General features: G+C 72.3%; 21 protein-coding genes. 14 read left to right on the top strand and 7 right to left on the bottom strand.

Features of this window, described 5'->3' with window-relative positions:
* The first annotated feature begins 145 nt into the window (after nucleotides 1–145).
* From ACZ4NT_RS17000 to ACZ4NT_RS16985, 4 genes are all read left to right on the top strand, one after another.
* A complete protein-coding gene (locus ACZ4NT_RS17000) occupies nucleotides 146–2,776 on the top strand; it encodes a DnaB-like helicase C-terminal domain-containing protein (RefSeq protein ID WP_467726041.1) in 2,631 nt (876 codons plus the stop codon).
* On the top strand, nucleotides 2,776–3,348 hold the full coding sequence (locus tag ACZ4NT_RS16995; protein WP_467726039.1) for a hypothetical protein: 573 nt from the start codon (nucleotides 2,776–2,778) through the stop codon (nucleotides 3,346–3,348). The genes ACZ4NT_RS17000 and ACZ4NT_RS16995 overlap by 1 nt, the downstream gene beginning before the upstream one ends.
* A 197-nt stretch (nucleotides 3,349–3,545) precedes the next feature.
* Nucleotides 3,546–5,186, top strand: coding sequence for a phosphoglucomutase (alpha-D-glucose-1,6-bisphosphate-dependent) (gene pgm / locus ACZ4NT_RS16990; RefSeq protein ID WP_121406807.1), 1,641 nt, complete (start codon nucleotides 3,546–3,548; stop codon nucleotides 5,184–5,186).
* 140 nt (nucleotides 5,187–5,326) lie between these two features.
* On the top strand, nucleotides 5,327–5,530 hold the full coding sequence (locus ACZ4NT_RS16985) for a hypothetical protein (RefSeq protein ID WP_121406809.1): 204 nt from the start codon (nucleotides 5,327–5,329) through the stop codon (nucleotides 5,528–5,530).
* A gap of 203 nt (nucleotides 5,531–5,733) precedes the next feature.
* On the opposite strand, the gene ACZ4NT_RS16980 is transcribed toward ACZ4NT_RS16985, so the two are convergent.
* The 3 genes from ACZ4NT_RS16980 to ACZ4NT_RS16970 are packed head-to-tail and all read right to left on the bottom strand — an operon-like array spanning nucleotide 5,734 to nucleotide 7,186.
* Complete coding sequence (locus tag ACZ4NT_RS16980) at nucleotides 5,734–6,288, bottom strand: TIGR03086 family metal-binding protein (protein ID WP_467726037.1); 555 nt, start codon at nucleotides 6,286–6,288, stop codon at nucleotides 5,734–5,736.
* Entirely contained in the window at nucleotides 6,285–6,827 is a 543-nt protein-coding gene (locus ACZ4NT_RS16975; protein ID WP_467726035.1) for an SRPBCC family protein, read from the bottom strand. The genes ACZ4NT_RS16980 and ACZ4NT_RS16975 overlap by 4 nt, the downstream gene beginning before the upstream one ends.
* Nucleotides 6,824–7,186: a metalloregulator ArsR/SmtB family transcription factor gene (locus ACZ4NT_RS16970; RefSeq protein WP_121406811.1), complete on the bottom strand. Its 363-nt coding sequence runs from the start codon at nucleotides 7,184–7,186 to the stop codon at nucleotides 6,824–6,826. The genes ACZ4NT_RS16975 and ACZ4NT_RS16970 overlap by 4 nt, the downstream gene beginning before the upstream one ends.
* A gap of 581 nt (nucleotides 7,187–7,767) precedes the next feature.
* On the opposite strand from ACZ4NT_RS16970, the gene ACZ4NT_RS16965 reads away from it, so the two are divergent.
* The 9 genes from ACZ4NT_RS16965 (at nucleotide 7,768) to ACZ4NT_RS16925 (ending at nucleotide 19,558) form a co-directional block, all read left to right on the top strand.
* Nucleotides 7,768–8,292: a hypothetical protein gene (locus tag ACZ4NT_RS16965; protein WP_121406812.1), complete on the top strand. Its 525-nt coding sequence runs from the start codon at nucleotides 7,768–7,770 to the stop codon at nucleotides 8,290–8,292.
* Between the two features lie 223 nt (nucleotides 8,293–8,515).
* A complete protein-coding gene (locus tag ACZ4NT_RS16960) occupies nucleotides 8,516–8,881 on the top strand; it encodes a CU044_2847 family protein (RefSeq protein ID WP_467726033.1) in 366 nt (121 codons plus the stop codon).
* Nucleotides 8,882–8,892: 11 nt separating this feature from the next.
* Nucleotides 8,893–10,935, top strand: coding sequence for a VMAP-C domain-containing protein (locus ACZ4NT_RS16955; RefSeq protein WP_467726031.1), 2,043 nt, complete (start codon nucleotides 8,893–8,895; stop codon nucleotides 10,933–10,935).
* A gap of 20 nt (nucleotides 10,936–10,955) precedes the next feature.
* Entirely contained in the window at nucleotides 10,956–11,930 is a 975-nt protein-coding gene (locus ACZ4NT_RS16950) for an AAA family ATPase (RefSeq protein ID WP_467726029.1), read from the top strand.
* A complete protein-coding gene (locus tag ACZ4NT_RS16945; protein ID WP_467726027.1) occupies nucleotides 11,927–14,578 on the top strand; it encodes an SAV_2336 N-terminal domain-related protein in 2,652 nt (883 codons plus the stop codon). The genes ACZ4NT_RS16950 and ACZ4NT_RS16945 overlap by 4 nt, the downstream gene beginning before the upstream one ends.
* A gap of 6 nt (nucleotides 14,579–14,584) precedes the next feature.
* Entirely contained in the window at nucleotides 14,585–15,799 is a 1,215-nt protein-coding gene (locus ACZ4NT_RS16940) for an MFS transporter (RefSeq protein ID WP_467726025.1), read from the top strand.
* A gap of 436 nt (nucleotides 15,800–16,235) precedes the next feature.
* On the top strand, nucleotides 16,236–17,465 hold the full coding sequence (locus tag ACZ4NT_RS16935) for a PP2C family protein-serine/threonine phosphatase (RefSeq protein WP_467726023.1): 1,230 nt from the start codon (nucleotides 16,236–16,238) through the stop codon (nucleotides 17,463–17,465).
* A gap of 162 nt (nucleotides 17,466–17,627) precedes the next feature.
* Nucleotides 17,628–19,007: a hypothetical protein gene (locus tag ACZ4NT_RS16930; RefSeq protein WP_467726021.1), complete on the top strand. Its 1,380-nt coding sequence runs from the start codon at nucleotides 17,628–17,630 to the stop codon at nucleotides 19,005–19,007.
* Nucleotides 19,008–19,201: 194 nt separating this feature from the next.
* Nucleotides 19,202–19,558 carry a hypothetical protein gene (locus ACZ4NT_RS16925; RefSeq protein WP_467726019.1) on the top strand — a complete coding sequence of 119 codons (357 nt, stop codon included), beginning with the start codon at nucleotides 19,202–19,204 and terminating at the stop codon, nucleotides 19,556–19,558.
* Between the two features lie 150 nt (nucleotides 19,559–19,708).
* Here ACZ4NT_RS16925 and ACZ4NT_RS16920 read toward each other — a convergent pair whose 3' ends face one another.
* The gene (locus ACZ4NT_RS16920) at nucleotides 19,709–20,413 is read right to left on the bottom strand and encodes a TetR/AcrR family transcriptional regulator C-terminal domain-containing protein (RefSeq protein WP_220784188.1); all 705 of its coding nucleotides are present in this window, start codon (nucleotides 20,411–20,413) and stop codon (nucleotides 19,709–19,711) included.
* A 55-nt stretch (nucleotides 20,414–20,468) separates the two neighbouring features.
* On the opposite strand from ACZ4NT_RS16920, the gene ACZ4NT_RS16915 reads away from it, so the two are divergent.
* Nucleotides 20,469–22,061, top strand: coding sequence for an FAD-dependent monooxygenase (locus tag ACZ4NT_RS16915; protein ID WP_467726017.1), 1,593 nt, complete (start codon nucleotides 20,469–20,471; stop codon nucleotides 22,059–22,061).
* A 100-nt stretch (nucleotides 22,062–22,161) separates the two neighbouring features.
* Here the strand turns inward: ACZ4NT_RS16915 and ku are convergent, their stop codons facing one another.
* The 3 genes from ku to ACZ4NT_RS16900 all read right to left on the bottom strand — a co-directional run bounded on the left by ku (nucleotide 22,162) and on the right by ACZ4NT_RS16900 (nucleotide 24,504).
* Entirely contained in the window at nucleotides 22,162–23,292 is a 1,131-nt protein-coding gene (gene ku / locus ACZ4NT_RS16910; RefSeq protein ID WP_467726126.1) for a non-homologous end joining protein Ku, read from the bottom strand.
* Nucleotides 23,293–23,670: 378 nt separating this feature from the next.
* Nucleotides 23,671–24,219 (bottom strand): DUF2199 domain-containing protein, encoded by a 549-nt coding sequence (locus ACZ4NT_RS16905; protein WP_467726015.1) that lies wholly within the window; start codon nucleotides 24,217–24,219, stop codon nucleotides 23,671–23,673.
* Nucleotides 24,220–24,270: 51 nt separating this feature from the next.
* Nucleotides 24,271–24,504, bottom strand: coding sequence for a hypothetical protein (locus ACZ4NT_RS16900; protein WP_121406821.1), 234 nt, complete (start codon nucleotides 24,502–24,504; stop codon nucleotides 24,271–24,273).
* Nucleotides 24,505–24,680: the final 176 nt, after the last annotated feature.

The following is a 24,680-nucleotide window of genomic DNA, read 5'->3' as shown; positions in this document are numbered from 1 at the left end:
CCGAGAGGTTCACGCCGAGCGGGGCGTCGATGTTCCCCGGCCGTGCGACCGTGAGAAAGTATGACTTCAAGCGCCGAAAGTCATCGCATTGCATCCGTGCATGGTGACTTATGGTTAGGGTGATGGCGACTTGGGGGGAACGGCGATGGCGCAGACACCTGACGGCGAGCACGTCCGGGCCGTCAGGAGCGTGACCGAGGCCCGCGAGGAACTGCACGCTCTGGTGAAGCTGACCGAGGGCTCGGCCGGCCGGTCGACGGTGATCGACAACCGCGGCGTGCGGGCCCTCCTGGCACCGCTGGACCGCTTCCCCGCCGCTCGGCACCCGGACGGCAACGGGCTGGCGACGCACCCCCTCGGCTCGGCGCAGAAGGACCTCGGCGACCTCGTCGCGCTGGCCGCGCAAGGCGAGCCCCAGGTGCTGAAACGGTACAAGACACCGGTCGCCGTCCTGCTCCCCGTCGACGGACCGGTCGGCAGCCCGTCGGACCCGGCCGCGAAGACCGCGGCACCCGCAGGAGGTGCGGTGACCAGCCAGCCCACTCCCAGCCGTGAGCGCGGACGCCGGCTCGCCACCCTCGGGGACGCCATCGGCGACGTCCTCACCTCCGGGTCCACTCCCGGCCTCTCCTTCGGCCTGGCGGGCCTGGACGAGGCCACCGGCGGCCTGCACCCGGGCCGCCTGGTCCTGGTCGCGGCCGAACCCCAGGTGGGCGGCAGCCTGATCGGTCTCGCCGCGGCCCGGCACACCGCGCTCGCCCGCAACGGCCGTGTCCTGTACGCGGCATCGGGCCCGAACAGCGCCGACATCACCCGCCGCATCATCGCCGCGGAGGCCGAGGGCGACTACGCCCGCCTCAAGACCGGCGTCCTGACCCCGCACGAGCAGGAAGTCGTCGAACGGCTCCGCCACGCGCCGCTGCTCATCGACGACGGCAGCGACCTGACCGCACAGGCCGTCGCGGACACCGCACCGCTCGCCGACGACCTGGCGCTGGTGGTCGTCGACCGATTGCAGCGGGCCCGCAACCCGCGCCTGCCGCTGTCCGGCGAGCACCTCCCGGCGGCCAGCCAGGTCCTGCGCGAGCTGGCCCGCACCCTGCACGTGCCGGTCCTCGTCGTCCTGGACACCGACGACCCGGCCATCGTGAACCTCCTGGACGCCGACGTCATCCTCACCCTCACCACCGCTCCCGACGCACCCGTGACCACCGTGACGGTCGCGGAACGGGACCTCGGCGTCATCGGCCACACCCGCCTGCGCCCCGACCTCGCACGCGCCCGCTTCCTCGACGCCGACGACATCCCCAGGACAGCTGCCACCGCGGCCGCCGACATCGGCCCGGCCCCGGTGGGCAGCGCCGCCGACCGCGAACTGGCGGACGCCGCCCTGCCCTTCACCTCCGGCGCCGTCAAGGGCCTGCCCGCCGAAGCGACCCGCCTGCTCGCGGCCCTGCGCACCGCACTCGCCGATGGGCGCCCGAAAGACCTCGACGAACTGCGGGCCCCGCTCAAGGCCTTCGCCGCAGCCGCTCCGCACCTGCCGGCGACCGCCGAGGGACGCCGCCTCGCTGCCGCACTGCACACCTACGACACCGCCGCCACTCCCGCCGCCGCCACCGGTCAGCCTGGTACTCCCGCCGCCGCCACCGGTCAGCCTGGTACTCCCGCCGACGCCACCGGTCAGCCTGGTCGGCCCGAGCGGCCGGGACAGCCCGCGGCGACCGACGGGCCGACCTCGGCAGGCGGCCCCGACGGCACGGACGACGAGGCCCCGCACGACGACGACGGCCTCGTGCCGGGCGATGAGGAGGACGAGCCGGAGGGAGCCGTCTTCCCCGCCCTGAAGATCCTCAAGGACGCGGTCGCCCGCTCGAAGATGCACCCGGTCCCGGTGATCCGGTCCGAGGACCGTGGCAGCGGGCCGTGGCCGCTGATCAGCGAGGACATGGACGGCGAACCCCGCTGGATCCACCCCGACGTCACCAGCACCCGCATCGCGCACATCCGCGACAACGGCCGGCGCGTGCGCCGCGACCACCTCGACGTCCCCGACTCCTTCGGCGACGGCGTGATGTGCCTCATCGACCGCAACGGCAGCTACCCCTCCGCCTGCTCGGCCGTCCCCCTCGCCCCGAACAGGCTCGCGCACACCGGCCCGCTCGACGCCTTCGACAGGGGCCAGGCCGGCATCTACCTCATCGACATCCCCGCATGGGAGCACCCGGGCATGCCCCACCCGCTCGGCCGGATCGTCGACCGGCCCGACGCCCAGGGCCGCGTGTGGGTCACCACCCCGCACATCAAACAGCTCGAACGCCTCCACCGCGACGGCCATCTCACCGACCCGGTGACCATCCACGACTCGTGGACAGGCAAGGCCAACGAGTCCCTGTTCAAGCCCTTCTACACGGCCGCCCGCGAGGCCCGTACCGAGCTCGTCCAGGCCGGCGGCGAACCGTACCGGAACTACAAGACCCGCCTGTCGATCGCCCTGCGCCTGCTCTGGCCCAAGCGCGAGGCGCAACGCTCCCCGTTCTGGCGCCCCGACTGGCGCATGAGCATGGTCGCCGAAGCATCCGTCCGCCACTGGACCGTCGCCTTCAAGGCCGTACAGGAAGGCCACACGCTCATCGCCCTGCGCAACGTCGACGCCGCCGTCTTCTGGACCCCCGACGCCACGCCGCCCGCCACCTACCGGATCGGGACCGGCTTCGGCGAAGTGAAGGCCAAGTTCGTTCCCCGCGGCGAGTTCCTCCCCGAAGGCGACGACTGATGGCCGGACCCACCGGCCACGGCGCTTCGCTGGGCGCCGCCCTGGGCGACCTCCTGCGCACCCAGGTCACCCCCCGCCACCGGCTGTCCTCCTACGGCGCCAAGCACTGGCATGCCCAGCTCAGCCAGCTCACCGCGACCAGCCGCGGCCACCGGGCCCTGGACGCCGCCGGACTCGACGTCACCACCCGCACCCTCGTCAACTGGCTGTCCGACCCCGACTACGCCGTCCGCCGCAGCCACCGCGACCTCATCCACACCGCGTACGAGAACGTCGCGGTCGTCCCCGCCGAACCCATTCCCGGCCACGTCAAGGACGGCCGGTTCGAGATCAGCGGCATGGTCAGGACCGGCAACGACGAACGCGAACGCGGCACCCGCCAGGCCGCGCCCCTGCGCATCGACGGAAGCCGCGGCGACTGGAGCGCCATCGACATCCTCTGGATGGCCGGCGACCTCCGCGACGACGCCTTCGAAGACCACTTCGTCGACGACGTCATCGTCGCCGACATCGGCGCAGGCACCGACGGCTGGGACTTCACCGGAACCGCGTACGCCGTCGAACTGAGGTGACGTCCCCGTCCGGCCGGCACCGCCCGGACGGGAGGGGTCGGGCCGGACGGCGTGGCGGCGGCCGGTGCGGCTGCCGGGCGGTACCCGGGTATGCCGAGGAACGGGTGGAAGGTGACCCATGCGGTGCAGGCCGGGGCGGAGCGGGCAGGGAAGAATGGGACAGCACCCAACGGTCGATCTTGCGGAGGAGCGGACACATGCAGGACGCGCGAGCAGGGCAGGTCGCCGGCCCCGGAGACCTCGTCGACGTGGCCCGCCTGGTCACGGCGTACTACGCACTGCACCCCGACCCGGCCGATCCCGGGCAACGCGTGGCGTTCGGCACCTCGGGACACCGCGGCTCCTCGCTCACCACGGCGTTCAACGAGGACCACATCGCCGCCACCAGCCAGGCCATCTGCGAGTACCGCGCCGCCCAGGGCACCACCGGCCCCCTCTTCCTCGGCGCCGACACCCACGCCCTGTCCGAGCCCGCCCGGATCACCGCGCTGGAGGTGTTCGCCGCCAACGACGTGACCGTCCTCATCGACGAGGCCGACGGCTACACACCCACCCCGGCGGTCTCGCACGCCATCCTGACCCACAACCGCGGCCGCACCTCCGGCCTCGCGGACGGCGTCGTGGTGACCCCCTCGCACAACCCGCCCGCCGACGGCGGCTTCAAGTACAACCCGCCCAGCGGCGGCCCGGCCGGTTCCGAGGCGACCTCCTGGATCCAGGACCGCGCCAACGAGATCATCACCGCGGGCCTGAAGGACGTACGACGCATCCCTTACGCCCGCGCCCTGGCCGCACCCGGCACCGGCCGTTACGACTTCCTCGGCACGTACGTCGCCGACCTGCCCCAGGTGCTGGACCTGAACGCGATCCGGACCGCCGGCGTGCGGATCGGCGCCGACCCCCTGGGAGGCGCCTCGGTCGCCTACTGGGGCCGCATCGCCGAACAGCACCGGCTCGACCTGACGGTGGTCAACCCGCTGACCGACCCCACCTGGCGCTTCATGACGCTGGACTGGGACGGCAAGATCCGCATGGACTGCTCCTCGCCGCACGCCATGGCCTCCCTCATCGAACAGCGCGACCGGTTCGACATCGCCACCGGCAACGACGCCGACGCCGACCGGCACGGCATCGTCACACCGGACGGGGGCCTGATGAACCCCAACCACTACCTGGCGGTGGCGATCTCCTACCTGTTCTCCCACCGGGAGCAGTGGCCCGCGGGTGCCGGGATCGGCAAGACCCTGGTGTCGTCCAGCATGATCGACCGGGTCGCGGCGGACGTCGGCAGGCAACTGGTCGAAGTCCCGGTCGGATTCAAGTGGTTCGTGGACGGCCTGCTCGACGGAACACTCGGCTTCGGCGGCGAGGAGTCGGCCGGCGCCTCCTTCCTGCGCCGCGACGGCTCGGTGTGGACCACCGACAAGGACGGCATCATCCTGGCCCTGCTCGCCTCCGAGATCACGGCGGTCACCGGCAAGACGCCCTCGGAGCACTACGCGCAGCTCACCGACCGCTTCGGTGCTCCCGCCTACGCACGCATCGACGCCCCGGCCTCCCGTGAGGAAAAGGCCCTGCTCGCCAAGCTGTCCCCGCGCCAGGTCACCGCCGACACCCTCGCCGGCGAGCCGGTCACCACCGTCCTCACCGAAGCCCCCGGCAACGGCGCCGCTCTCGGCGGGGTCAAGGTCGTCACCGACAACGCGTGGTTCGCGGCCCGCCCTTCGGGCACCGAGGACACGTACAAGATCTATGCGGAGTCCTTCCTCGGCCCGGACCACCTGAGCCGGATCCAGGAGGAGGCCAGGGCCATGGTGCTCGCGGCGCTGGGTGGCTGACGCGCCTTCAGGACCGTGGCCGTGCGCCGAGCGGGGGGCACGGAATCCGTCCGGCGGGGTACGCGGAACCTCCGACGGGGCGCCCGCGTCTTCCGGCCGCCCCGATGGAGACGGCCGGGCGGGCCGGGGAGGGCGGACGGATGAGGCAGGAACACTGGCTGACCGAGCGACTCAGGTTCGCGCTGTGCGTCACCGGGGCGGTGGCCGCGTTCGGCGTGGTGGGAATGGTGCTGTCCGCCGTCCGGGCGCCGTCCACGCTCACGTGGGCGGCGGCCGCCGGAGCCGCTGTGGCCGGTGGATGGGGCGGCGGCCGGCTGATGCGGCGCTCCGGCGAGCGCCGCTGAAGCAGGCCGCCCACGGCGCCCGCGGCCGGCCCCGTCGGTCCCGGCCACGGCGGGGATGGGCAGGACGAAGGCCCGCCGAGGTCGCGGCCGGGACTCCGGCGGGCAGCGGGCCCGAGCCGGAGCCGGCCACGAGCGCCCCGGCGCCGTCCGCGCAGGCGACGCCGGCACGCCCGCCCCGCCCGGTCCGCGCCGGTGGACCCGCGTCAGGGCTTGCGTCCGATGAAGGCGAGCAGGCGCGTCTGTACGTCGGCGCTCTCGGGCACGTCGACCCGTGGCCCGTACTGTCCGCTGCCGCGGAGCACGTCGTCGAGCGGAAGCATCCCGTCGAGCAACCGGCTGCACCTGCCGGGGTCGAGGCGTTCGTCCTGGCCGGTGGCCCGTGCCAGGTCCCAGGTGTGCATGAAGACGTCGGCGGTGTAGAACCGGTCGACGGCCTGGTCCAGCGGGACCTCTCCGATGTGCGGGTTCGACAGCGTCTTCCCGGCCGTGGCCGGATCGTCGAGGAGGGCCTGCACGCCGTCGCTGTGCACCGTCCAGGCGGCCACCGGGTCGTCGTCCACGGACGGCCCCTTCGGCAGCTCGACTCCGGCGCCGGCCTTCAGGAAGTCGGGGAACCACTCGACCAGGTGGCGCACCACATCCCGGGCGACCCATCCCTCGCACGGCGCCGGGTCCTCCCATGCGCCGGGACGCACTCCCCGCACCCGGTCGGTGAACATCCCGGCGACGCTGCGGTGTTCCTCGGCTGCTCTCGTCATGATCCCAAGCCTTCCGTTTCGGTACGCCGGCCGGCGTTGCCGCTGCCGCCGTGGTCGAGCAGTTCGTCGAGGCGCTCGTGGCCTTCCCGGACGCCGCGCTGCATGCCGCTTCTGATCATCGAGTCGCGGGCCTCGATGGAGTGCATGAGGGATGTGGTGGTGACGCGGGTGCGGCCGTCGAGGGCCTCGAAGAGGGTCGTCTCCAGGCTGACGCCGTCCGGGTGGCCGTCGAAGGCGAAGGTCTGCACGATGCGTTCGTCGCGGCGTACCTCGTGGAACACGCCGCGGAAGCCGTACTCCGTCCCGTCGTCCTCGCGGTGCACGTAGCGGTACGACCCGCCGCTGCGCGCGTCGTACTCGTCGATCCGCATCGTGAGCCGACGCGGGCCGAGCCACTGGACGACCAGGTCGGGATCCGTGTAGGCCCGGAACACACGATCCGGTGGGGCGTCGAACTCCCGGACGATGACGATGGTGGGCAGAGCCGGATCGGCCACGATCTGCGTCTCGTGCCGGTGGGTGGCCTTCGGGGTGCTCATGATGCCGCCTCCTTTCTCGGAGTGTCCGTCACGGGATGTTCCGCCGTCTGCTCGAGGACGGCGTCGAGCCGACGGAAACGGTCCTCCGCCTCGCGCCGGTAGCGCTCGATCCATTTCGTCATCAGATCGAAGACGTCCGCCTCCAGGCGGCAGGGCCGCCGCTGGGCGTCCCGGCCGCGACTGACCAGACCGGCGTCCTCCAGCACCCGGATGTGCTTGGAAACGGCCTGCACGGTCACGTCGTACGGCTCGGCCAGTTCGTTGACCGTGGCGTCCCCGGTGGCCAGCCTGGCCACGATGTCGCGCCGGGTCGGGTCGGCCAGCGCGGAGAACACCCGGGACAGCCGGTCGTCGGCCATCGCACACCTCGCATCCTCAACCAATCGGTTGAATAACCGTAGGGCCGAGTCGGGAGCGTTGTCAACCAATTGGTTGAATAAAGCGGGGTGAGCCGGACGGCCGCGGCCGCCGCATCCCGGGTCCGGCGGGGCGGCAGAGGCGGCGGCGGGTGGCTCCCGTCCCGGCGGGGCATCCCAGGCACCGCTGTCTTCGCAGCTCGGCAGGGGTGGGATGGTTCCAGCCTTGCAGGTGTGGCGGCAGTGGTTGTGGCGCGTTCGGGGCGTCCTCGAAGCTCTGGGTGTCGCACCGGCCGGAGCGGGATGACCGCCCCGGCAGCGACGACCACCCTTGCGTCTGCGTGCCGGGACACCTTCGTGTCCGGTGCCGGAGGTACGGCACTCGGCACCTCGCCGCGCCGCCGTGCGAGGGTCCCGGCGCGAAGAGACGCCGCCGGCTCCTGTCCGACCGGGCAGCGGGCCGTGCGGTCCTCACGTCGGGGCGCGGACCAGGTGGTGACACTCCGGCAGGAGCCTCCGGTACTCGGACCGAAGGCGCCTCCGGGCAACCGCATACGCGCCGGAAACAGAAGAGGGAACACCACATGAGCAGGAACACTCGCGCACACCGTCGTTCGGGCCGTCTCGCGGCCGTCGCCGCCGGCCTCGTCCTGGCGGTCGGACTCGGAGTCTCGGCGCAGGGGTCGGCGCAGGCGTCCGTCCACGCCCCCGTGAAGGCGTCCGTCGCCGCACCGAAGCCGGTCAACGGCGTGCCCGGCGAGGCGGTGACCCGGGTCGCCGACTTCTACGGCGCGTACATCGACGCCAAGGGCGACTACGCCGACCCGGACGCCACGCTGGCCGCGGCCCTCCGCAAGCACTACCTCACGCCCGAGTTCGCCGAGCGGCTTGCGGCCTGGGAGGAGGCGAACGGAGCGGACGGGATCCTGCGCGCCCAGAACGTCCCGGCGCGGTGGTCGGTGACCGACAACGGTGCCGTGGGCAACGGCCACGAGGTCGTCGTCACCTTGACCTTCGGCAGCGGCGGGACCACGCAGAAGACCAAGCTCTTCGTGCTGCTGGAGCGGTACGACCGCGTCGTCGACATCGAGACCACGAGCAGCCGCTGACGGCCGCACGGCTCGGCTCGGCCGGCGTTCCGCCGCCGAGCCCGGCCGACGGCCGCCGGGCGTTCCCGAACCCGCCCTTCCCCAGGCGGTGGTGATTGTGCGTCCGGGTTCTGGTCGCCCCGTCCCGGTGCCACGCGCCCACCGGGCAAGGTGCGGTGAGCGCACGCGACGTGTCCATGTTTGCCCCGATGCATGGCAGTACTGTCTGTGCCACCATGAACGGATGCCAGAATTAGTCGAGTTGAAGCTTGCCGACGGCACGGGTGTGCTCGTCGAGGTGTTCGCCCCGACGCCCGCACCGGCCGCCGATCTGGACCTCCCCGACGGCACGGGATCCGTGGTGCCGGTGGGTCGCGGTCAGCGGGTGGCGGCGGCCACCGGCCAGGCACTCAGCGATGTTCTGCGCCCGCTCGGCTCCGTACTGGACTCCGTGCACCGGGCGGTGACCTCCGCACTGCGCGCGCCGGACGAGGTGTCGGTCGAACTCGGCGTCAAGTTGTCGCAGGACCTCAAGCTCGGCATCACGTCCGCCCAGGGCGAGGCGGTCGTCACCGTTCGCGCCACCTGGAAGCTGGGACCGTCGGCCTAGCGGGGCGGGGGATGGAGGACCTGGACCGCGCGGTGAAGGCCGCGCACGCGGCGCTCTACAGGAACGACACCCCCCGGGCCTTCGGCGGAGGTGTCCTGCTCACTCCCGATCACGTCCTGACCTGCGCGCATGTGATCAATCAGATTCTCGGCCGTCCCTCCTTCAGCCAGGACCGGCCCGTCGGTCCCGGTGGTGTCGTCGAGGGGCTGTCCCTCGTGCTGCCCGGGGTCCGGACCGGCCAGCGTTTCGAGGCCACGCTGGAGGGCTGGCTTCCTGCCCGCCGCCCGGACGGCGAAGCGGCGCGGGACGGGGATGCCGAGTGGTCCGGCGACCTCGCCCTGCTGCGTCTGGCGAACAGGCCGAAGCTCCCGGACGCGCCGCCGGAGCTCGGCCGCTGCAGGGTCGGCAGCGTCAACTACGTGTGGTTCGGCAGCGGCGCACCGAGCACCATCGCCGCCACCCTCGCCCAAGGCGTCACCGATCGATGGATCGTGCTGGACTGCCCCGCATCCGCGCAGTCGATAGTCGAGGGGTACAGCGGCTCCCCGCTGTGGGACCGGGAACAGCAACAGGTCGTCGGGTTGGTGGTGAGCCGACGCGGTCAACGGGCCTTCGCCGTCCCCGTCTGGAACGTCCCCGCACTGTTCGCGGCGGAGCATCCCGACCGGAGCGGGTTCGCGTCCACGCTCACCGCGCGGGACCACCGCCGAGCCGCACAGACCCAGCAGCTCCTCGGCCCACTGCGAGCCTGCCTGGCCTCGGCGCACAGCCGCACCGAGTGCGCGGACCGGCTCCTGCGGGAGTTGGGCTTGCCCGGCGGGCCGGCACAAGCCGGAGCGCCCCACGAGTGGTTCGCCCGGACAGCACTCTCCTCGCCCCGGGGCGTCCCCACACTCCTGGCCCTGCTACACGCCTTCGCCGAGACGGAGGACGACCGGCTCTGGGTCCGGGTGACGGCGCTGCACACCACGCCGGACCAGTTCCTGACGGCCTCCGAGCACCGGGAACTGCTCGAGCTGCTGTCCGACTCCGTACCCGGCCCCCAGCGGACAGCGGCGCGGGCCCTGGCGCTCGGGCCATCGCTGGCAGGTCTGGACTGGCCTGAGGCTGTCGCCCTCCTCGAGCGCTACCAGTCGCACCACGGGAAGGTGCCTCATCTGCTCCGGGTCGTCGAGTTCGCCGCCTCGCACACCGCCGCCACGGACACCAGGCAGGCCCTGTACGCCTGGAACGACGCCTTGGCCCGTCGCCTCGGAATCGCCGAGAGGCTCAGAGAACACCGCGCCCAGGCGATGGAGTCCACGGACACCGCTGTCGCGGCACCGCTGGTGCAGCTCCAGCTCTGGCGCGCCGCCGACACCGAGGCCTTCGCCTTCGTCCTGCACGCCGGCAGCTCCGACGGCTCGGTGACGCATCACCGGACACAGGACCGGCCGGTGCCCTTGAGAACGCTGCTGGCGGAGCTGGCCGCGGTACTCGAGACCATCACGGCACAGAGCGCGCCCGGCGCGCTGCCGGTCATCGAGTGCTTCGTACCCCCGAGTGAACTCGACCTCCCCTTCGACCAGTGGGTGTACCAGGCCGACGAGATCTTCCCGGCCGTACTGGGCCAGGACTTCCTGTGCGTGCTGAGATGCCCCGAACTGCGCCGTCCGGCGTTCCTGCCCGAACTGCGCTACCGATGGCAAGCCATGCTCTCTGGTCGAACAGCGGTGCTGGCACGGCACGATCCGGCGATCCAGGAGCGGGGAGCGGCCAGTCCCATCTGCGCGGTGGCCCTCGCCTGTCCCCCTTCCGAGCTGGTCCGGCTACGCGTCATCGCGTTGGCTGTCGGGGTTCCCGGAGTGCTGTGGCTCCGGCCCACCGCACACTCCTCGAACGGAAGCGAGTTGGTCGAACTGACGGGCGGGGCAACTCCGTACGAGCTCCCGAGGCGCGTCTACGAGGCCCGGCTCGGGGCCGAGCCGGGCGAGGCGGGAACGAGGTTGGCCTTAGTGTGGGACCGGCCGGACGGCGTCCCCCAAGCGCTGCGGCTCAGCGACCCACCGCTGTAACGTGAGGAGAGTTGCGACTCATGTCGGACGACATGGACAGCTGGCGGCTGTATCGCGGCACCAGCGAGGTCAGCGGACCGCCTCCTCGCCTGCCGGCCGCTCCACCCTGGCGCACATTCTCCGCACGCGCGGAGAGCGTGCCGCCCAGGTACCGGATCGGAACGCCGGAGGCAGATGTGGTGAACGCCGCCCTGCATCTGAGGCGCCCTCTGCTCGTCACCGGCCGGCCCGGCGCCGGAAAGTCCTCACTTGCGGCCTCCATCGCGCTCGAACTCGGACTGGGCGACGTACTCGTTTGGCCGGTGAACAGCAAGACCTCACTGACCGACGGGCTCTACCACTACGACGCCGTCGGACGCCTCCGGGACACCGGCCGGGCCCGCGAACTGGGCGCCACGGCACCGGAGGTCGGCAGTTACATCAGGCTCGGCCCGCTCGGCACCGCCTTGGCCACAGGACAGCCCGGCAGGCCCCGGGTCCTGCTGGTGGACGAGATCGACAAGGGCGACATCGACCTGCCCAACGACCTTCTGGTGGTCTTCGAAGAGGGCTCCTTCGAAATCCCCGAACTCGTCCGCCTGCCCGACGACAGCCCCGACGTCCCGGTCATGGTCGCGGGCAGCAGGCAGCGGTACAGCGTCCACCAGGGCATCGTCTCCTGCACGGAGTTCCCCGTGGTAGTGATGACCAGCAACGGCGAACGTGACTTCCCTGCGCCGTTCCTGCGTCGCTGCGTCCGGCTCGACCTGCACGAGCCCACCGGGAACCAGCTCCGTGACATCGTCCGTGCCCACCTGGGAGAAGAAGGCCTGCGCGCCGCGGAGGACCTGATCGGGACCTTCCTCGAACGCCGGGACCAGGACCAGATGGCCCTGGCCACCGACCAGTTGCTGAACGCCGTCCACTTGCGGGTGACCGGCGTCGACCTGGGGCGAGAGGGCCTGCTGTCCGCGGTGCTGCGCCCGCTCGAGGAGGCGGGACCGGGCCTCGAATGATCGAACGGCTGCACCATGCGCTGGCCCGCACGGGCATTTCCCTGACATCCGAGGAACTGGCCGACGTCCTCTGGCTCGCCCTGCGCCTGCCCGCCGAACTCGGCGCCATGGACACGGGGGACGCGGCGTCCCGACCACCGCACACCGACGGCCCCGCGACCTCGGTGACTTCGCCTCCCCACGAGCAGCACGGCTTGCCCCAGGGCTCCGACGTACTCAGCCACGGCGGCGACGGCGTGCCGGGTACGACCGGCCACCTCGTGGGACTTCCGGCCGAACGCGCGCTGCCCGCGGGGCTCGCGATCGGCCGTACCCTCAAACGCCTCAGACACCGCACCCCCACCCGGGGCGCCGAGGAAATCGACGACACCGGCACGGTCGATCTGATCGCGGAGACCGGAGTCCTGGACGTGGTCCTGCGGCCCAGGACGGAACAGTGGCTGGACGTCTCGCTGGTCGTCGACGACGGGTTGTCGATGAGGCTCTGGCAGGACGCGGCGTCCGACCTGCGCGCGATCATCGAAAGAGCGGGCGTCTTCCGGCGCGTCCGCACATTCGGCCTCGACACGCGCAGACCGGGTGCCCCCGTGCTGCGCAGCGCCCCGTTCCGTCCCCGGAGCGCAGCAGTCGCCCCGCAGTCGCTGTGCCCCGCCGACCGCCGCGGGGTCGTGCTCGTCCTGTCGGACGCCGTCGGGGCGGGATGGCACACGGGCGCGGTCGAGTCCCTCATCGGGTTCTGCGCCGACCGCTGTCCCACAGCCGTCGTGCAGCCCCTTCCCCGACGCCTGTGGTCCGGAACCGGGCTCGACTCCGAACTGAAGGTGGTCAGCGGCCCACGGCCAGGCAGCGCCAACGTGGCGTGGCGCGTGGAGGATCCCTGGCTGCCGCCCGAAGTGGCGCGGTTCACCGGAGTCCCCGTCCCGGTGGTGGAGGTCCACCCGAACGCGCTGGCCCAGTGGGCCAAGTTCGTGGCCGACGGCTCACCGACGTCCCTGCAGGTGATGGCGGTCGGCGGCGCGAGGGGCGACGCGCGGCGTTCCGACGCGGCGTCACCCCGCGGTGGGTCGGCCGATCTGCGCGACCACCTCGAATTCTTCCGCCGAGCGGCCTCTCCCGAGGCGTTCCGGCTGGCCGGCCATCTGGCCGCGATCCGCCCCCTGACCCTGGGGCTCATGCGCCTGGTGCAACGCTCCGTCTTCGGCGGGTCCGATCCCGCGCCCCTGGCAGAGGTATTGCTCGGCGGACTCATGCGACAGAGCCCCGACCCGGCGCGTCCCACCGTCACCCAGTACGACTTCCGCCCGGGCCTGCGCGAACTGCTGCTGGACACCGTGCCCTCGGGTGATCTCCTCACGACGGCTCAGCTCGTCACCGACACGCTCCGGCTTCCGCACTCGGCGACACGAACGTTTCCGGCGATCCGCTCCGACCTGTCCGGCAGCCTTCGACTGCCGCCGGGAGCATCCGCCTTCGCAATCACGGCGGTGCCGCTGCTGCAGCACTTCGGACTGACGGCGCGGGGACCGGGCAGCGCAGGAGAGCCCGTCGAGCAGGACTGGCAGCAGCCGAGCGCCGACGCCCCGCTGGAATCCCTGACGGCCCACGATCAGGAACTGGCCGCCTTGGTGGCCGCGCGCGGCTGGCGCGCGGCCGTGTCCCGCGCGGAGACCGTGCTGGAACGGCTCGCCGCCCGTCACGGCGCACGCAGTCTCCCCGTCTTCGCCGGCCGCCGCGACCTGGCGGAGTGGATCGGTCTCGCGGGAGCACCGCAGTCGGCATGGCGGCTCCTGCGAGAACTGCGGTCCGAGATGGAGCACCTGCTCGGCCCGGAAGACCTGCGGGTACTCGCCGTCGCCGTGTCGGCCGCGAACTGGGCCGGCGTGTCCGGCCGGCCCCGGGACGCGGCCGAGCAGCTCACCGCGATCCTCGAAGCACAGGAACGGGCACTGGGCTCCGACGACCTCGAATGCCTGAACACCCGCCGCCGGATGAGCTATTGGACGGGCGTGATCGGCAAACCCGCGGCGGCGCTGGACCTCCACCTCGATCTGCTCGGCCGTGAGGAACGGCTCCTTCCCCACAACGACCTCACCACTCTGAACACCCGGGCCAACGTGGCCTCCTGGACCGGACAGATGGGGCACCCCGAGGAGGCGCGGGAACTCTGCGCACAACTCGTGCGTGACGTCGAGGACTCGGCGCCGGAAGACCACCCTCTCCGTGCCATCGCGGCGTCGGAACTCGCCCACTGGACGGCGGAGGCGGGGGACCCGGCCGCCGCTGTCGTCCGGCTCAAGGACATCCTGCCCAGGCTCTATGAGGTGCTGGGAGCCACGCACTCCTATCCGTACGCCACCCGGCAGCGGATCGCGCACTGGACCGGCGTGCTGGGCGATCCCGAGGCCGCGCTGGAGCAGATGCGGGAACTGCTCGTCGACGTGTCCGCCGTGCTGACCCCGGAGCATCCCGTGTTCCTCTCCAGCCGGGTCGAGTTCGCGCGGTGGACGGCCCGGACCGGCAGCACGGCCGAGGCGCGTCGGCTCCTGAAGAACCTGCTGCCCGAACTCTCGGAGATCCTCGGTTCGGAGGCCCCGGAAGCCGTGCGTGCCAGGAATCTCCTGGACAGTCTCGGTGAGCGCACCGAGTAGATGATCATGTCGGTAGCCGGCTCGATCCGCGCCTCCACGACCCGGGCGGTCGGTGGGCTGCCCACTGCTTTCTGGTGGCTGTGGGCGAGCACCCTGATCAACCGGCTGGGCACCTTCGTCACCCCCTTCCTGACGCTCTACCTGACCACGTCCCAGGGCAGAACGGTGGCGTTCGCCGGACTGACCGCCGCGGTGGTCGGCGTGGGAGGCATGGCGGGCTCGCTGGCCGGCGGTGTCATGACGGACCGCCTCGGGCCCCGGCTCGTGCTCCTGGCGTCCCATGTCACCACGGCGGCCGGCACGGTCCTTCTCGGACTCAGCACCCGCGACGGCCTACTGGTGGGCTCGGGATTCCTGGTCGGCCTCTTCTCCGGAGCCGCCCGTCCCGCCACCAGCGCCATGATGAACGACCTCCTCGACCACCGGGACCGTGTGCGTGCCTTCTCCCTCAACTACTGGGCGATGAACCTGGGATTCGCGGCTTCGGTCCTCTTCGCCGGCTTCGCGGCCGAGTCCGGATACCGGCTCCTCTTCATCGCCGACGCCTGCGCCACGCTCGCCTGCGCACTGGTCCTGCTGCTCAAGGTTCCCGCACCACCGCACAGGGCACACGCCACGACCGGCCCACCCGATCACGGGCGCGGCGGTCTGCTCGCGAACACCCCCTTCCTTCTGTGCGCCGTCCTGATCACCGTGCTCGGCACCGTGCTGCAGCAAATGACCGTCACCCTGCCGATCGCCATGTCCGCCACCGGACTGGAGCCGGCTTCCTGTGGTGCCCTCATCGCCCTCAACGGAGTGCTGATCTGCCTCCTTCAGGTCCCGGCGGGCGGTTTCCTGTCGCAGCGCTCACCGTTCACCATGCTCGCGCTCGCCGCCGTCCTGATCGGTACCGGGTTCGGGCTCACGGCCCTGGCCTCCTCCGCCCTCTGGTTCGCGCTGACGGTGTCGATCTGGACCCTCGGCGAGATCATCAGCGGCCCCCTCAGCATGGAGGTCACCGCTCGCTTCGCCGGCGAACGGTCACAGGGGCGCTATCAGGGCGTGGCGGCCTTCGCCTGGACCATCGGCGGCACGCTCGCCTCGGTGGCGGGTGGCTTCACGTACAGCCACTACGGCAGCACCACGCTCTGGGTCGGCTGCGCCGGGGCATGCCTCGCGTCGGCTGCCGGCTTCATGCTGCTGCACCGGACCGTCCCACGTCCCACCGCTCCCGGCTGACGCCCGGCGACCCGGGGCCGTAGACACGACCGCCGGGTCCACCAGCACGTGGGCGACCCTGGCCGCATCCCATCGACCATCCCCTGCCGGACGAGTTCGCGGAATCCGGCCCCCTCCCGGTTCGCGGTGCGCGCATTGCCCCGACCGGACCCGTTCGGGCGCGCCCGGGGCGGGAATCCCGTGGGCCGGGACGGCTGCGTCCTAAGGTCGGATCTCGCGCCCGTGCGCGAGACAGGTCGGCACCTTCCAGAATCCGGCTCCTCGTCGGGTGCCCGGTGTGAGGAGTACGGATGAACGGCTGGGCCGTCGTGCGTTCCGGGCCCGCGGTGAGGCCCGGCCGGCGCCCGGACCCTCGTGGCCGGGCGGGCTCGGGACGTCGCCTCCACGGCGGCGAGGAGTGCGGGAGCGCAGCGGTCCCGTGCCGGGCAGGTGGAGTGTGAGCGCTTCCGGCGTCGACTTCGAGGCGGTCTTCCACGCCCTTCCGGGCGCCGTCGCCCTGCTGAGCACGGACCTGGTGTTCACGGAGGCCAACGAGGCGTACCTGTCGCTGTCCGGCCGTAGTCGTGAGGCGGTCGTGGGCCGCTACCTGTTCGACGTCTTCCCCGACAATCCCGGTGACCCGGGCGCGAGCGGTGTGAGCAACCTGCACGCGTCCCTGCGCAGGGTCGTCTCCACCGGCGAGAGCGACAGCATGGCCCTGCAGCGCTACGACGTGGAGGACCCCGAGCGGCCGGGGTCCTGGGAGGAGCGGTACTGGAGCCCGATCAACGTCCCGGTGCCCGGCCCGGACGGCGAAGTGGCTCTGGTGCTGCACCGGGTGGAGGAGGTCACCGAGCTGATCCGCGCCCGCGGCACCCGCAGCGGCGGTGACGGCGCCAGGGTTCTGGAGGCCGAACTCTTCGGCCGCGCCCGCGAACTCCAGGAGCTCAACCAGCGCCTGCGCGACGCCCACGCCCGCGAACGCGAAGTCGCACTCCACCTCCAGCAGGCGATGCTGCCCGTGCCCGGACCGCTGGGCCACCGCGCGGCGGTGCGCTATCGGCCCGCCACCGGCTCCCTCAACGTGTGCGGTGACTGGTACGACCTGATCGACCTGCCCGACCGCGACCACACCGCCGTCGCCGTCGGCGACGTCGTCGGCCACGGACTGCAGGCCGCGGGTGTCATGGGCCAGCTGCGCAGCGCCTTGTCCGCCGCATCGAGAGTGGCGGCCGGGCCTGCCCGGGCCCTGGAGGTGCTCGGTCTGTACGCCCGTGATGTCGACGGCGCGGAATCCACGACCGCCGTCTCGGTCTTCATCGACTGGACCGGCCACACGCTCACATACAGCAGCGCCGGCCACCCTCCGCCCGTACTCTGCGAACCGGACGGCACGGTGACGTTCCTCGACCGGGCCACCGACCCGCCGCTCGGTGCCCGTCCCGAACACGTCTCCCGCCCCGAGAGCCGGACCGGCTTCACCGACGGCTCCACTCTCGTCCTCTACACCGACGGACTCGTCGAGCGCCGTCACGAAGACATCGACACCGGGCTGCGCCGGCTCGCCGACTCCCTCTCCCGGCACCGCACCGCCGCCCCCGGCCCGCTCGCCGACGCCCTCCTGGCCGACCTGATCCCGCCCGCCGGCATCACCGACGACACGGCCCTGGTCATCCTCCGCCTCTGACCCTCGTCGGCCGAAGGCGGCGCGCTCCTGCCGATGCCGCTGATCAAGGTCTCCCGGTCCCCCGATCCCTGACCCGTTGTCAGTGGCCTCGGGCATGATGCGGGGTTACGTGACGGCCTGCCGGAGCGGGGCTTTCGAGGCCGTCCTCCACAAGGGGGTGCTGTGCGCAGACCGGTCGCAGGCGAGGTGCACGTCCATTACGGCCAGCTCTACGTCGAGAGCGATCCGGACGGTGAATTCCCGGACCTCGCGGCAGCGTTCGCCGGCCAGAGCGCGGGTCTGTGCGGGGCGGCGGTCCCGGGTGCGCTCTGGCTGAACACCGGACTGCACACGGGCAACGTCGGCTTCGTCGTCGAGATCCACGACCGGGCCCCTGTGCTGGACCCGGTCTGGGAGGACGCTGTGGAGGTGTCCTATCGCCCGGTGTCGCCACGCACCCGCCTGGTGCAGTGGGCGGGCGAAGCCTCATGGGAGCTGGATCTCGCGGTGACCGACCACCGGGTGCGGTATTGCGCCCGAGGAATGGACAAGGGGCGCAAGCTCGACACCAGGGTGGCCGAAGAGCCGCAGGCGGACCGATACCTTCTGCAGTTCTGGCCGGCGCCGCCCCGCCCCTGCCGGGTGCTGCGCGAGACCTCCGAGTCCGCCGCGTACTGGCGCCGCTACGCGCGCGACCTTCCGCCGCCGCCCACACCCGAGCAGCGCGCCGAGGCGGAACGGCGGGCCCGCTGGGCGGAGGAACGAGCCGCGGAGGAACGGCGGCTGCACCGCGAGAGGTGGGAGTGGGGCGGACGGCTGCCGAGCGAAGGGCTGCGCGGGGCACGCGAGAGCAATGTCCTCGGCCTGCTGCGCTTCGACAGCGACCTGGTGCACGCGCTCGACGCCGGGGGTCCCGAGCTCCAGCGTGCGATGGCGTTGCTGGCTGCCCGGCGGGCCTGCGAGGCAGCGGGCCTGACCGGTGTTCCGTGGGTGGCCCGGGCGCTGGGCGAGTTGGCGCTCGGCCGTCCGCTGCCGCCGCCGTTCGACGACCCGTCCCGGTTGTGGGAGGCCCTGAGCACCGACCCCTGCGTACCGGACCGGTCGGTGCTCGGGGCCGTGCCTCCCGAGCGGGCGCCGTACCGCCCGCCTGCGACACCGGCGGAGGCCGGCTGGACGGTGGGTCCGGCCGCCGAGTGGCAGCGCCTCGCCGACGAAGGGGCACGGACGGGCCCTGGCGGGATAGCCGACGACGGGGCACGGACGGGCCCTGGCGGGGCAGAGGACACGCACGTTCCGGTCGGACTCGCCGGCGGGTGGGCGGCACACGCGGCAGGCGTCGGGCGCGGCGCTGTCGTGGGGGTGCGGTCGTCCGGCGATCCCCGTGGTCCCGTGGCGTTCTCGCAGCCGCACCTCGCTCTTCCCGCCGTACTCGCCGCCGCCGGACCCGCACCGCTCACCGCGGCACTGGACGCGGTGTGGCACGCGGTGCACACCTGCGGTGATCGGTATCCGGAGTTGCTGAGGGAGATCAGGTCGGCGTGCACCGAACGGGCGGGGGAGTAGGCGGACATCCCGCCCTGCGGGAGGTGGCAGGCCAACGTGGCTGCTGCGCACGCGGGTTGCGACCGTGAAGGCCTCCCTCAGCAGCTGGGGAGCCCCGTACGTCGCGCGGGGCCCCGCCCGATACCGAGCCGCTTCGCCGATCCGCCGCGGTCGCGGGCATGCCGATCACGGCGCGCGTGGTGAAGACTGGACGGATGCCTCACGATCCCGGCGGGTTGCTGTGCGTAGCGCTCGGTCTCGTCCTCGTCGCCGTCGGCTTCGTCTGGCGGGGACGAGTGCTGCGCCCTCTGTCGGTGAACCGGGCCCAGGCGGCCGTGATCCGGGACCGTTCCAGGAATCTGCTGCGTGCTGCGGACATGGCGATCGCCGAGGCGCGCCGCCGTGCCGGACGCGGCGAACCGGCCATCGTCACCGTCGGGGACGTGGCCAGGGTGGCGTGCGAGCACTACGGGTATCCCGTCGTGGGGCGCGAGGAGGCGGCCGCCGCCCTCCGCCGCCGCTACGAGGCCGCCGACTGCCGGGTCGACTGCATGACCGACGCTTTCCACTGACGGCCTCCTGGGTGAGGAGCCGTCACCGGACGCTGCCAGGGCGCGGGAGCACGGGCACCTCGTCCGCCACCCGCAGGCGTGAATTGCTGCGCGTCCCGGCCGTTCAGCGTCCTGCCGTTCAGCGTCCCAGCCGTTCAGCGTCCCGGCCGCTCAGCGGCCCGACCTGGCCGCGAGCCCGTCGAGGAGGCAGTCCAGACCGAACGCGAACTCGGCGTCAGGGCCGAGGTCTTCGGCTTCCCGCATGCGGCGGGCGAGCATCGGGTGTTCGCCCGCCGCCAGGACCTCCCTGATGTAGGGGCCGACGCTGCGCTGCCATTCCTCCTCGCTGAGGCCGGTGCGCTGTTCCGTGCGTCGCTGGGCCTGCTGGGCGGCGACCGAGCCGAGCACATACGCGTGCAGGGCGCCGAGGGCCTGCGAGGCCAGGGTGATGTCGGGGGTGAGCGCGACGGCGGCGCGCAGTGCGGACTCGGACCGCCGCAAGGAGTTGGGGCCGAGCGCGGGCCTTCCCGTCAGCTCACCCGCCAGCCACGGATGCCGCAGCAGCGTCGCACGCGTCGCGTGCGCGACCGCGGCGAGACCGGCACGCCAGTCCTCGGTGGACTCGGGCAGCGGATCCTCGCCGTGCACCGCGTCGATCATCAGGTCCACCAGTTCGTCGCGGCCGGCGATGTACCGGTAGAGCGAGGCGGTTCCGGAACCGAGGTCGCCCGCGACCCGCCGCATCGACACCGCGGCCAACCCCTCGGCATCCGCGACGGCCAGTGCGGCGGCCACGTACTCCTCCACCCCCGGCGCGCGTCGGCGCCGTTCGGGGCGCGGCCGGGTCCACACCGACCAGGGAGCGGGTTCGGTCATCGGGGCTGGTCCTTTCCTCGTTGACCCGCATCCTACTTCTGGATACGGTGTAGCCATGACGGAAACGGTGTTCTCGAAAGAGTCGGTGCGGGTGCCCGTGCTCGTGGTCGGAGGCGGCAGCGTCGGCCTGCTCACCGCGGCGCTGCTCACCCACCACGGCGTCCCGGCGGTGCTCGTCGAACGCCGGTCCGGGCCGTCGGTGCACCCACGTGCCACCGGTATCGGGCCGCGCACCGTCGAGATCCTCCGCGAACTCGGGCTCGACACCGCCGTCGACGCTGCCGCCGTCGATCTCCGGGGCGGCGCCGGCAAGGCGGTGGCGCGGACGGTCGTCGAGATGGGCGCGGGGGACGTCGTGACGGTGCCGATGCCGGCCCCGTCCGCCGACGAATGGGACATGACGCCCTTCCGGCTGCGCGGCGTCTGCGCCCAGGACCGGCTCGACGCCGTCGTGGCAGCCGACCTGGCACGCCGCGGAGCGGACCTGCGCTGGTCGACCCGCCTGGTCGGCGTCGCGCAGGACGACGCCGGGGTCGACGTCGAACTGGAGGGCCCCGACGGCCGCTACTCGCTGCGGTGCACGCATGTGGTCGCCGCCGACGGCACCCACAGCACCGTGCGGACCGCGCTCGGCGTGGGCATCTCCGGACCGGGCGACCTGGGCAAGTCGATGATCAACATCCTGTTCCGCGCCGATCTCCGCCCGCACCTGCGAGGACTGTCCTTCGCCACCTGCACGATCACCACGCCGGAGGCGCCCGGCCTGCTGGCCACCGTGGACGGTGAGACCGACTGGGTCTTCCACGTCCGCTGCGACGTCGACGGCGGCGAACGCCCCGAGGACTTCACGCAGGAGCGCTGCGCCGCGATCGTCCGGCTGGCGGTCGGCGACCCCGACCTCGACGTCGAGGTGCGCAGCGTCCTCCCGTGGCGGCCCCGCAGCGCGGCGGCCGAAAGCTTCGCCGTCGGCCGCGTGTTCCTCGTGGGCGACGCCGCGCACACCGTGTCGCCCCTGGGCGCGTTCGGTCTGAACACCGGGGTCGCCGACGCGCACAACCTGGCGTGGAAGCTGGCCGCCGTCCACCGCGGCGAGGCCGGTGCCGGGCTGCTCGACACGTACGCGCACGAACGGGAGCCGGTCGCCGCGGCCACGCTCGACCAGGCGATGCGCAGGCTCGCGGACCCGCAGCTGCACTGGGGACGCGGCCCCGAGGCCGACGCCGCCAGGGAGGCGGCCGGGGTGTGGGCGGCACCGGTCGTGCACCTCGGCCAGCGGTACGACTCGGCCGCCGTCGTCGACCCGCGGCCCGAACTGCCGTCCACCGTCGAGGTGGTGCTGGACGGATCGCCGGGTTCACGGGTGCCCCATGCGTGGGTCGACGGAGTCTCCACCCTCGACCTGGTGGCATCCCGGTGGACCCTGCTGGCGGGCGTCGCCGGCGACGGCTGGCTCGGCGCCGCGGCGGACCTCGGACTCCCCGCGCACCGTGTCGCGACCCCCTGGCTGCCCGCCGAAGGGGCCCTGCTCGTACGCCCGGACGCGATCGTCGCGATGCGCGCCACGGCGCCGGTGACGGACCCGGAACGGTTCCTCACCGGGGTGCTGGATCAAGTGCTGGCCAGGCCGGTCCCGGTGTCGAGCACCTGAACCCCGGGACGTACTCGGCGCCGGGAGCCGGGGGCTCGGAAGTCCCCGTCCTGGAGACTCGGGGTGCGCAGCCTGTGCGGCGTGGCCGGCGGGCAGCGCGTCAGGCGGCGGTCTTCCTGGCGCGGCGTCCGGCGCGGGCCAGGGCGTCGACGAGTTCCTCCCGGCTCATCTTCGAACGGCCGCTGATGTCCTGGTCGGTGGCCCGCTGGTACAGCTCCGCCTTGCTCAGCCGGCGCAGCTCACTCTTGCCGGTGCCGGTGCCGGTGCCGGTGTTGGCCCCGGCACCGGTGCTCGTGCTGCGGCGGCCGCGGGTGGTGGACGAGGCGCGGGCCGTCTTCGGCGGCGCTTTCCGGCCGGCGGACTTCTTCGCCGTGTTCCCGGCCGTTTTGCGCGCGGTCTTGCGGGCCGGCGCCGCCTTCTTCCGCGACGACTCGGTCTCCGTACCGCGTCCGCCGCGGGCCTGGTCGAGGCTGCCCTGCAGGATCGACATGAGGTCGACGACGTTGGTGGCCGTCGGCGCCTCCTGCGCCGGCTCGATCTCCTGCCCTTCGGCCTTAGCCGCCACCAGCTCCCGCACCTTCTCCTGATAGGTGTCGCGATAGCGAGCCGGCTCCCACCGTGAGCTGAGCATGTCGACCAGTTGCATCGCCATGTCCAGCTCCTTGCCCTTCCCTGCCCGGCCCGAGGGCAGGTCCGGCAACTCCTCGGAGGGGTCGCGGACCTCGTCCGCCCAGTGCAGGGTCTGCAGGACCAGGACGTCGTCCTCCGCGCGCAGGGCGGTCAGGTACTGCTTGTTGCGCATCACGAACGTGGCGATCCCGACCTTGTCGGCCTGCGCGAGAGCGGTGCGCAGCAGCTGGTAGACCTTGGTGTACTCCTTGCCGCGCGGGGCGACGTAATAGGTGCGGTCGAAGAAGACCGGTTCGATCCGGTCCAGATCGACGAAGTCGGTGATGTCGATGCTCTTCGAGCGGCCCGGCGCGATCTCGTCGAGTTCGCCGGGCTCCACGACGACGTACTCGCCCTCGCTCACCTCGAAACCCTTGACGATGTCGTCGCTGTCGACCTCGTCACCGGTGCGTTCGTTGACCCGCCGGTTGCGGATGCGGTCGGAGGTGCCGCGCTGCAGCTGGTGGAAGTGGACGGTGTGGTCCTTGGTCGCGGTGAACAGGCCGACGGGCACGGTGACCAGCCCGAAGGTGATCACACCAGTCCAGATCGCGCGCGCCATGACGACCACTCCCATCTGCCCCATCGGCCGGATGCTCCTGTCGACACGCTGACATCCCCGGACGTCCGGCGCGCGCCGGAATCACCGGCCATCGTCCGGACGCCGCGTCCCGTCACTCCGATCAGGGCAGCTCGGAGCGGTGCGATGCCTCCCGGTTCCGGGACCCCCGTTGCGCGTTCGTGCCGCCGCGGGGGTGCTCCGTCCTGCCGGCGGCGACAGGGCGTCGGGCCACCGGGCGCCGAGGTCAGAGGGGTCTGATCGGCTACGGAGGGCCGTCAGGAACGCGGCGAGTGTGGAACGAGGTCGTGCCGACGAACATCCCGGGACGCCCGCCGCCGCAGGCGAAGTATTCGCGCTCGCTCATCTCCGAGAGGGGCCTCATCGGCTCTCCCTCGTCCCCGCGGGGCACGAGGTGTCGCCGGTGGGGTGCAGGACGGCCTCGGCGATCTCGCGCACGCGATCCGGCGTGATGCCGGTCCGCTGCTCGACGGCGAGGGGGTGGTCGGTCGGTTCCAGCTCGACGAGAGGGCGGTCACCGACCGGACGGGTGTGCACGCGAGTCCTCAGGTTGACCGTGCCCGGCGAGTAGAGCGGCAGATCGGTGGTCAGCCAGCCGAAGTACGGAGCCTCGGATTCGCGGCCGGGCGTGTTCCAGAGGTCCGTCATGCGGGCGAAGTTCTCCCGGCTGAGCGAGACCCACACGCCCCAGGTGAACACGTCGTCGCTGCCGAGCACCGGTATCTCGACCAGCCCCCTGACGAAGTGGTGCCGTCCCTCGATGACGCACTGATCCGACGACAGCAGGCAGTCGGGGGCATCGGCGTAGCCGGGGTCCCAGGCGCAGGGAGCCGCGGCGGAGTAGTGCAGGGCCGGGTCGGCGTGGCGCTCGCCGCAGTTCGAGCAGGTGAATCCGGGATCGGCTGTCATGAAGGGGAGCGTAGCCACCGGCACGCAGGCCCTGTTCGGCATGGCCTCGCTCTACGGACTGCCCTCGTCATGGTGTTCCGAGAGACCGGGCCAGTCGTCCGGGCCGCCGCCCTGCCACTCGATGATGTCGCTCTCCTCGACCTCGACCTCGTCGAGGCCGGCCAGCCGCAGGATCTCGACGACGTCGTCGAGGTGGTAGGCCACGCCGAGCTTCTCGTCACCGGCGGTGACCCGTCGCGATCCGTCCAGGCCCGGCGCGTGCACAACGATGCTGGGATAGTCCATGCCCTCAGATTCGTGCGTACCGGACCGGCCCGCACCTCGGCGCGGCGACCGCGGCGGGCATGCGGAGCGGGGGGGGGGGGGGGGGGGGGGGGTAGGAGGGGGGGGGGGGGGGGGGGGGGGGTGGTGGGGGGGGGGGGGGGGGAGGGGGGGGGGGTGGGGGAGGCGGAGGTCGTCGA

It is taken from the genome of Streptomyces sp. NPDC026417 (genome assembly GCF_055567695.1).
The sequence above is the reverse complement of the archived record's forward strand: the minus strand, read 5'-3'. Positions and strand labels throughout refer to the sequence as shown.

Excerpts from the sequence above, each read along its gene's own strand:
- ACZ4NT_RS16960 (WP_467726033.1), top strand. The coding sequence starts at position 8,516 with ATGCCAGAATTAGTCGAGTTGAAGCTTGCCGACGGCACGGGTGTGCTC.
- ku (WP_467726126.1), bottom strand. The coding sequence starts at position 23,292 with ATGGCGCGCGCGATCTGGACTGGTGTGATCACCTTCGGGCTGGTCACC.
- ACZ4NT_RS16950 (WP_467726029.1), top strand. The coding sequence starts at position 10,956 with ATGTCGGACGACATGGACAGCTGGCGGCTGTATCGCGGCACCAGCGAG.
- ACZ4NT_RS16920 (WP_220784188.1), bottom strand. The coding sequence starts at position 20,413 with ATGACCGAACCCGCTCCCTGGTCGGTGTGGACCCGGCCGCGCCCCGAA.
- ACZ4NT_RS16900 (WP_121406821.1), bottom strand. The coding sequence starts at position 24,504 with ATGGACTATCCCAGCATCGTTGTGCACGCGCCGGGCCTGGACGGATCG.
- ACZ4NT_RS16925 (WP_467726019.1), top strand. The coding sequence starts at position 19,202 with ATGCCTCACGATCCCGGCGGGTTGCTGTGCGTAGCGCTCGGTCTCGTC.
- ACZ4NT_RS16915 (WP_467726017.1), top strand. The coding sequence starts at position 20,469 with ATGACGGAAACGGTGTTCTCGAAAGAGTCGGTGCGGGTGCCCGTGCTC.
- ACZ4NT_RS16980 (WP_467726037.1), bottom strand. The coding sequence starts at position 6,288 with ATGACGAGAGCAGCCGAGGAACACCGCAGCGTCGCCGGGATGTTCACC.
- ACZ4NT_RS16995 (WP_467726039.1), top strand. The coding sequence starts at position 2,776 with ATGGCCGGACCCACCGGCCACGGCGCTTCGCTGGGCGCCGCCCTGGGC.
- pgm (WP_121406807.1), top strand. The coding sequence starts at position 3,546 with ATGCAGGACGCGCGAGCAGGGCAGGTCGCCGGCCCCGGAGACCTCGTC.
- ACZ4NT_RS16940 (WP_467726025.1), top strand. The coding sequence starts at position 14,585 with ATGTCGGTAGCCGGCTCGATCCGCGCCTCCACGACCCGGGCGGTCGGT.
- ACZ4NT_RS17000 (WP_467726041.1), top strand. The coding sequence starts at position 146 with ATGGCGCAGACACCTGACGGCGAGCACGTCCGGGCCGTCAGGAGCGTG.
- ACZ4NT_RS16975 (WP_467726035.1), bottom strand. The coding sequence starts at position 6,827 with ATGAGCACCCCGAAGGCCACCCACCGGCACGAGACGCAGATCGTGGCC.
- ACZ4NT_RS16970 (WP_121406811.1), bottom strand. The coding sequence starts at position 7,186 with ATGGCCGACGACCGGCTGTCCCGGGTGTTCTCCGCGCTGGCCGACCCG.
- ACZ4NT_RS16965 (WP_121406812.1), top strand. The coding sequence starts at position 7,768 with ATGAGCAGGAACACTCGCGCACACCGTCGTTCGGGCCGTCTCGCGGCC.
- ACZ4NT_RS16945 (WP_467726027.1), top strand. The coding sequence starts at position 11,927 with ATGATCGAACGGCTGCACCATGCGCTGGCCCGCACGGGCATTTCCCTG.
- ACZ4NT_RS16985 (WP_121406809.1), top strand. The coding sequence starts at position 5,327 with ATGAGGCAGGAACACTGGCTGACCGAGCGACTCAGGTTCGCGCTGTGC.
- ACZ4NT_RS16905 (WP_467726015.1), bottom strand. The coding sequence starts at position 24,219 with ATGACAGCCGATCCCGGATTCACCTGCTCGAACTGCGGCGAGCGCCAC.
- ACZ4NT_RS16955 (WP_467726031.1), top strand. The coding sequence starts at position 8,893 with ATGGAGGACCTGGACCGCGCGGTGAAGGCCGCGCACGCGGCGCTCTAC.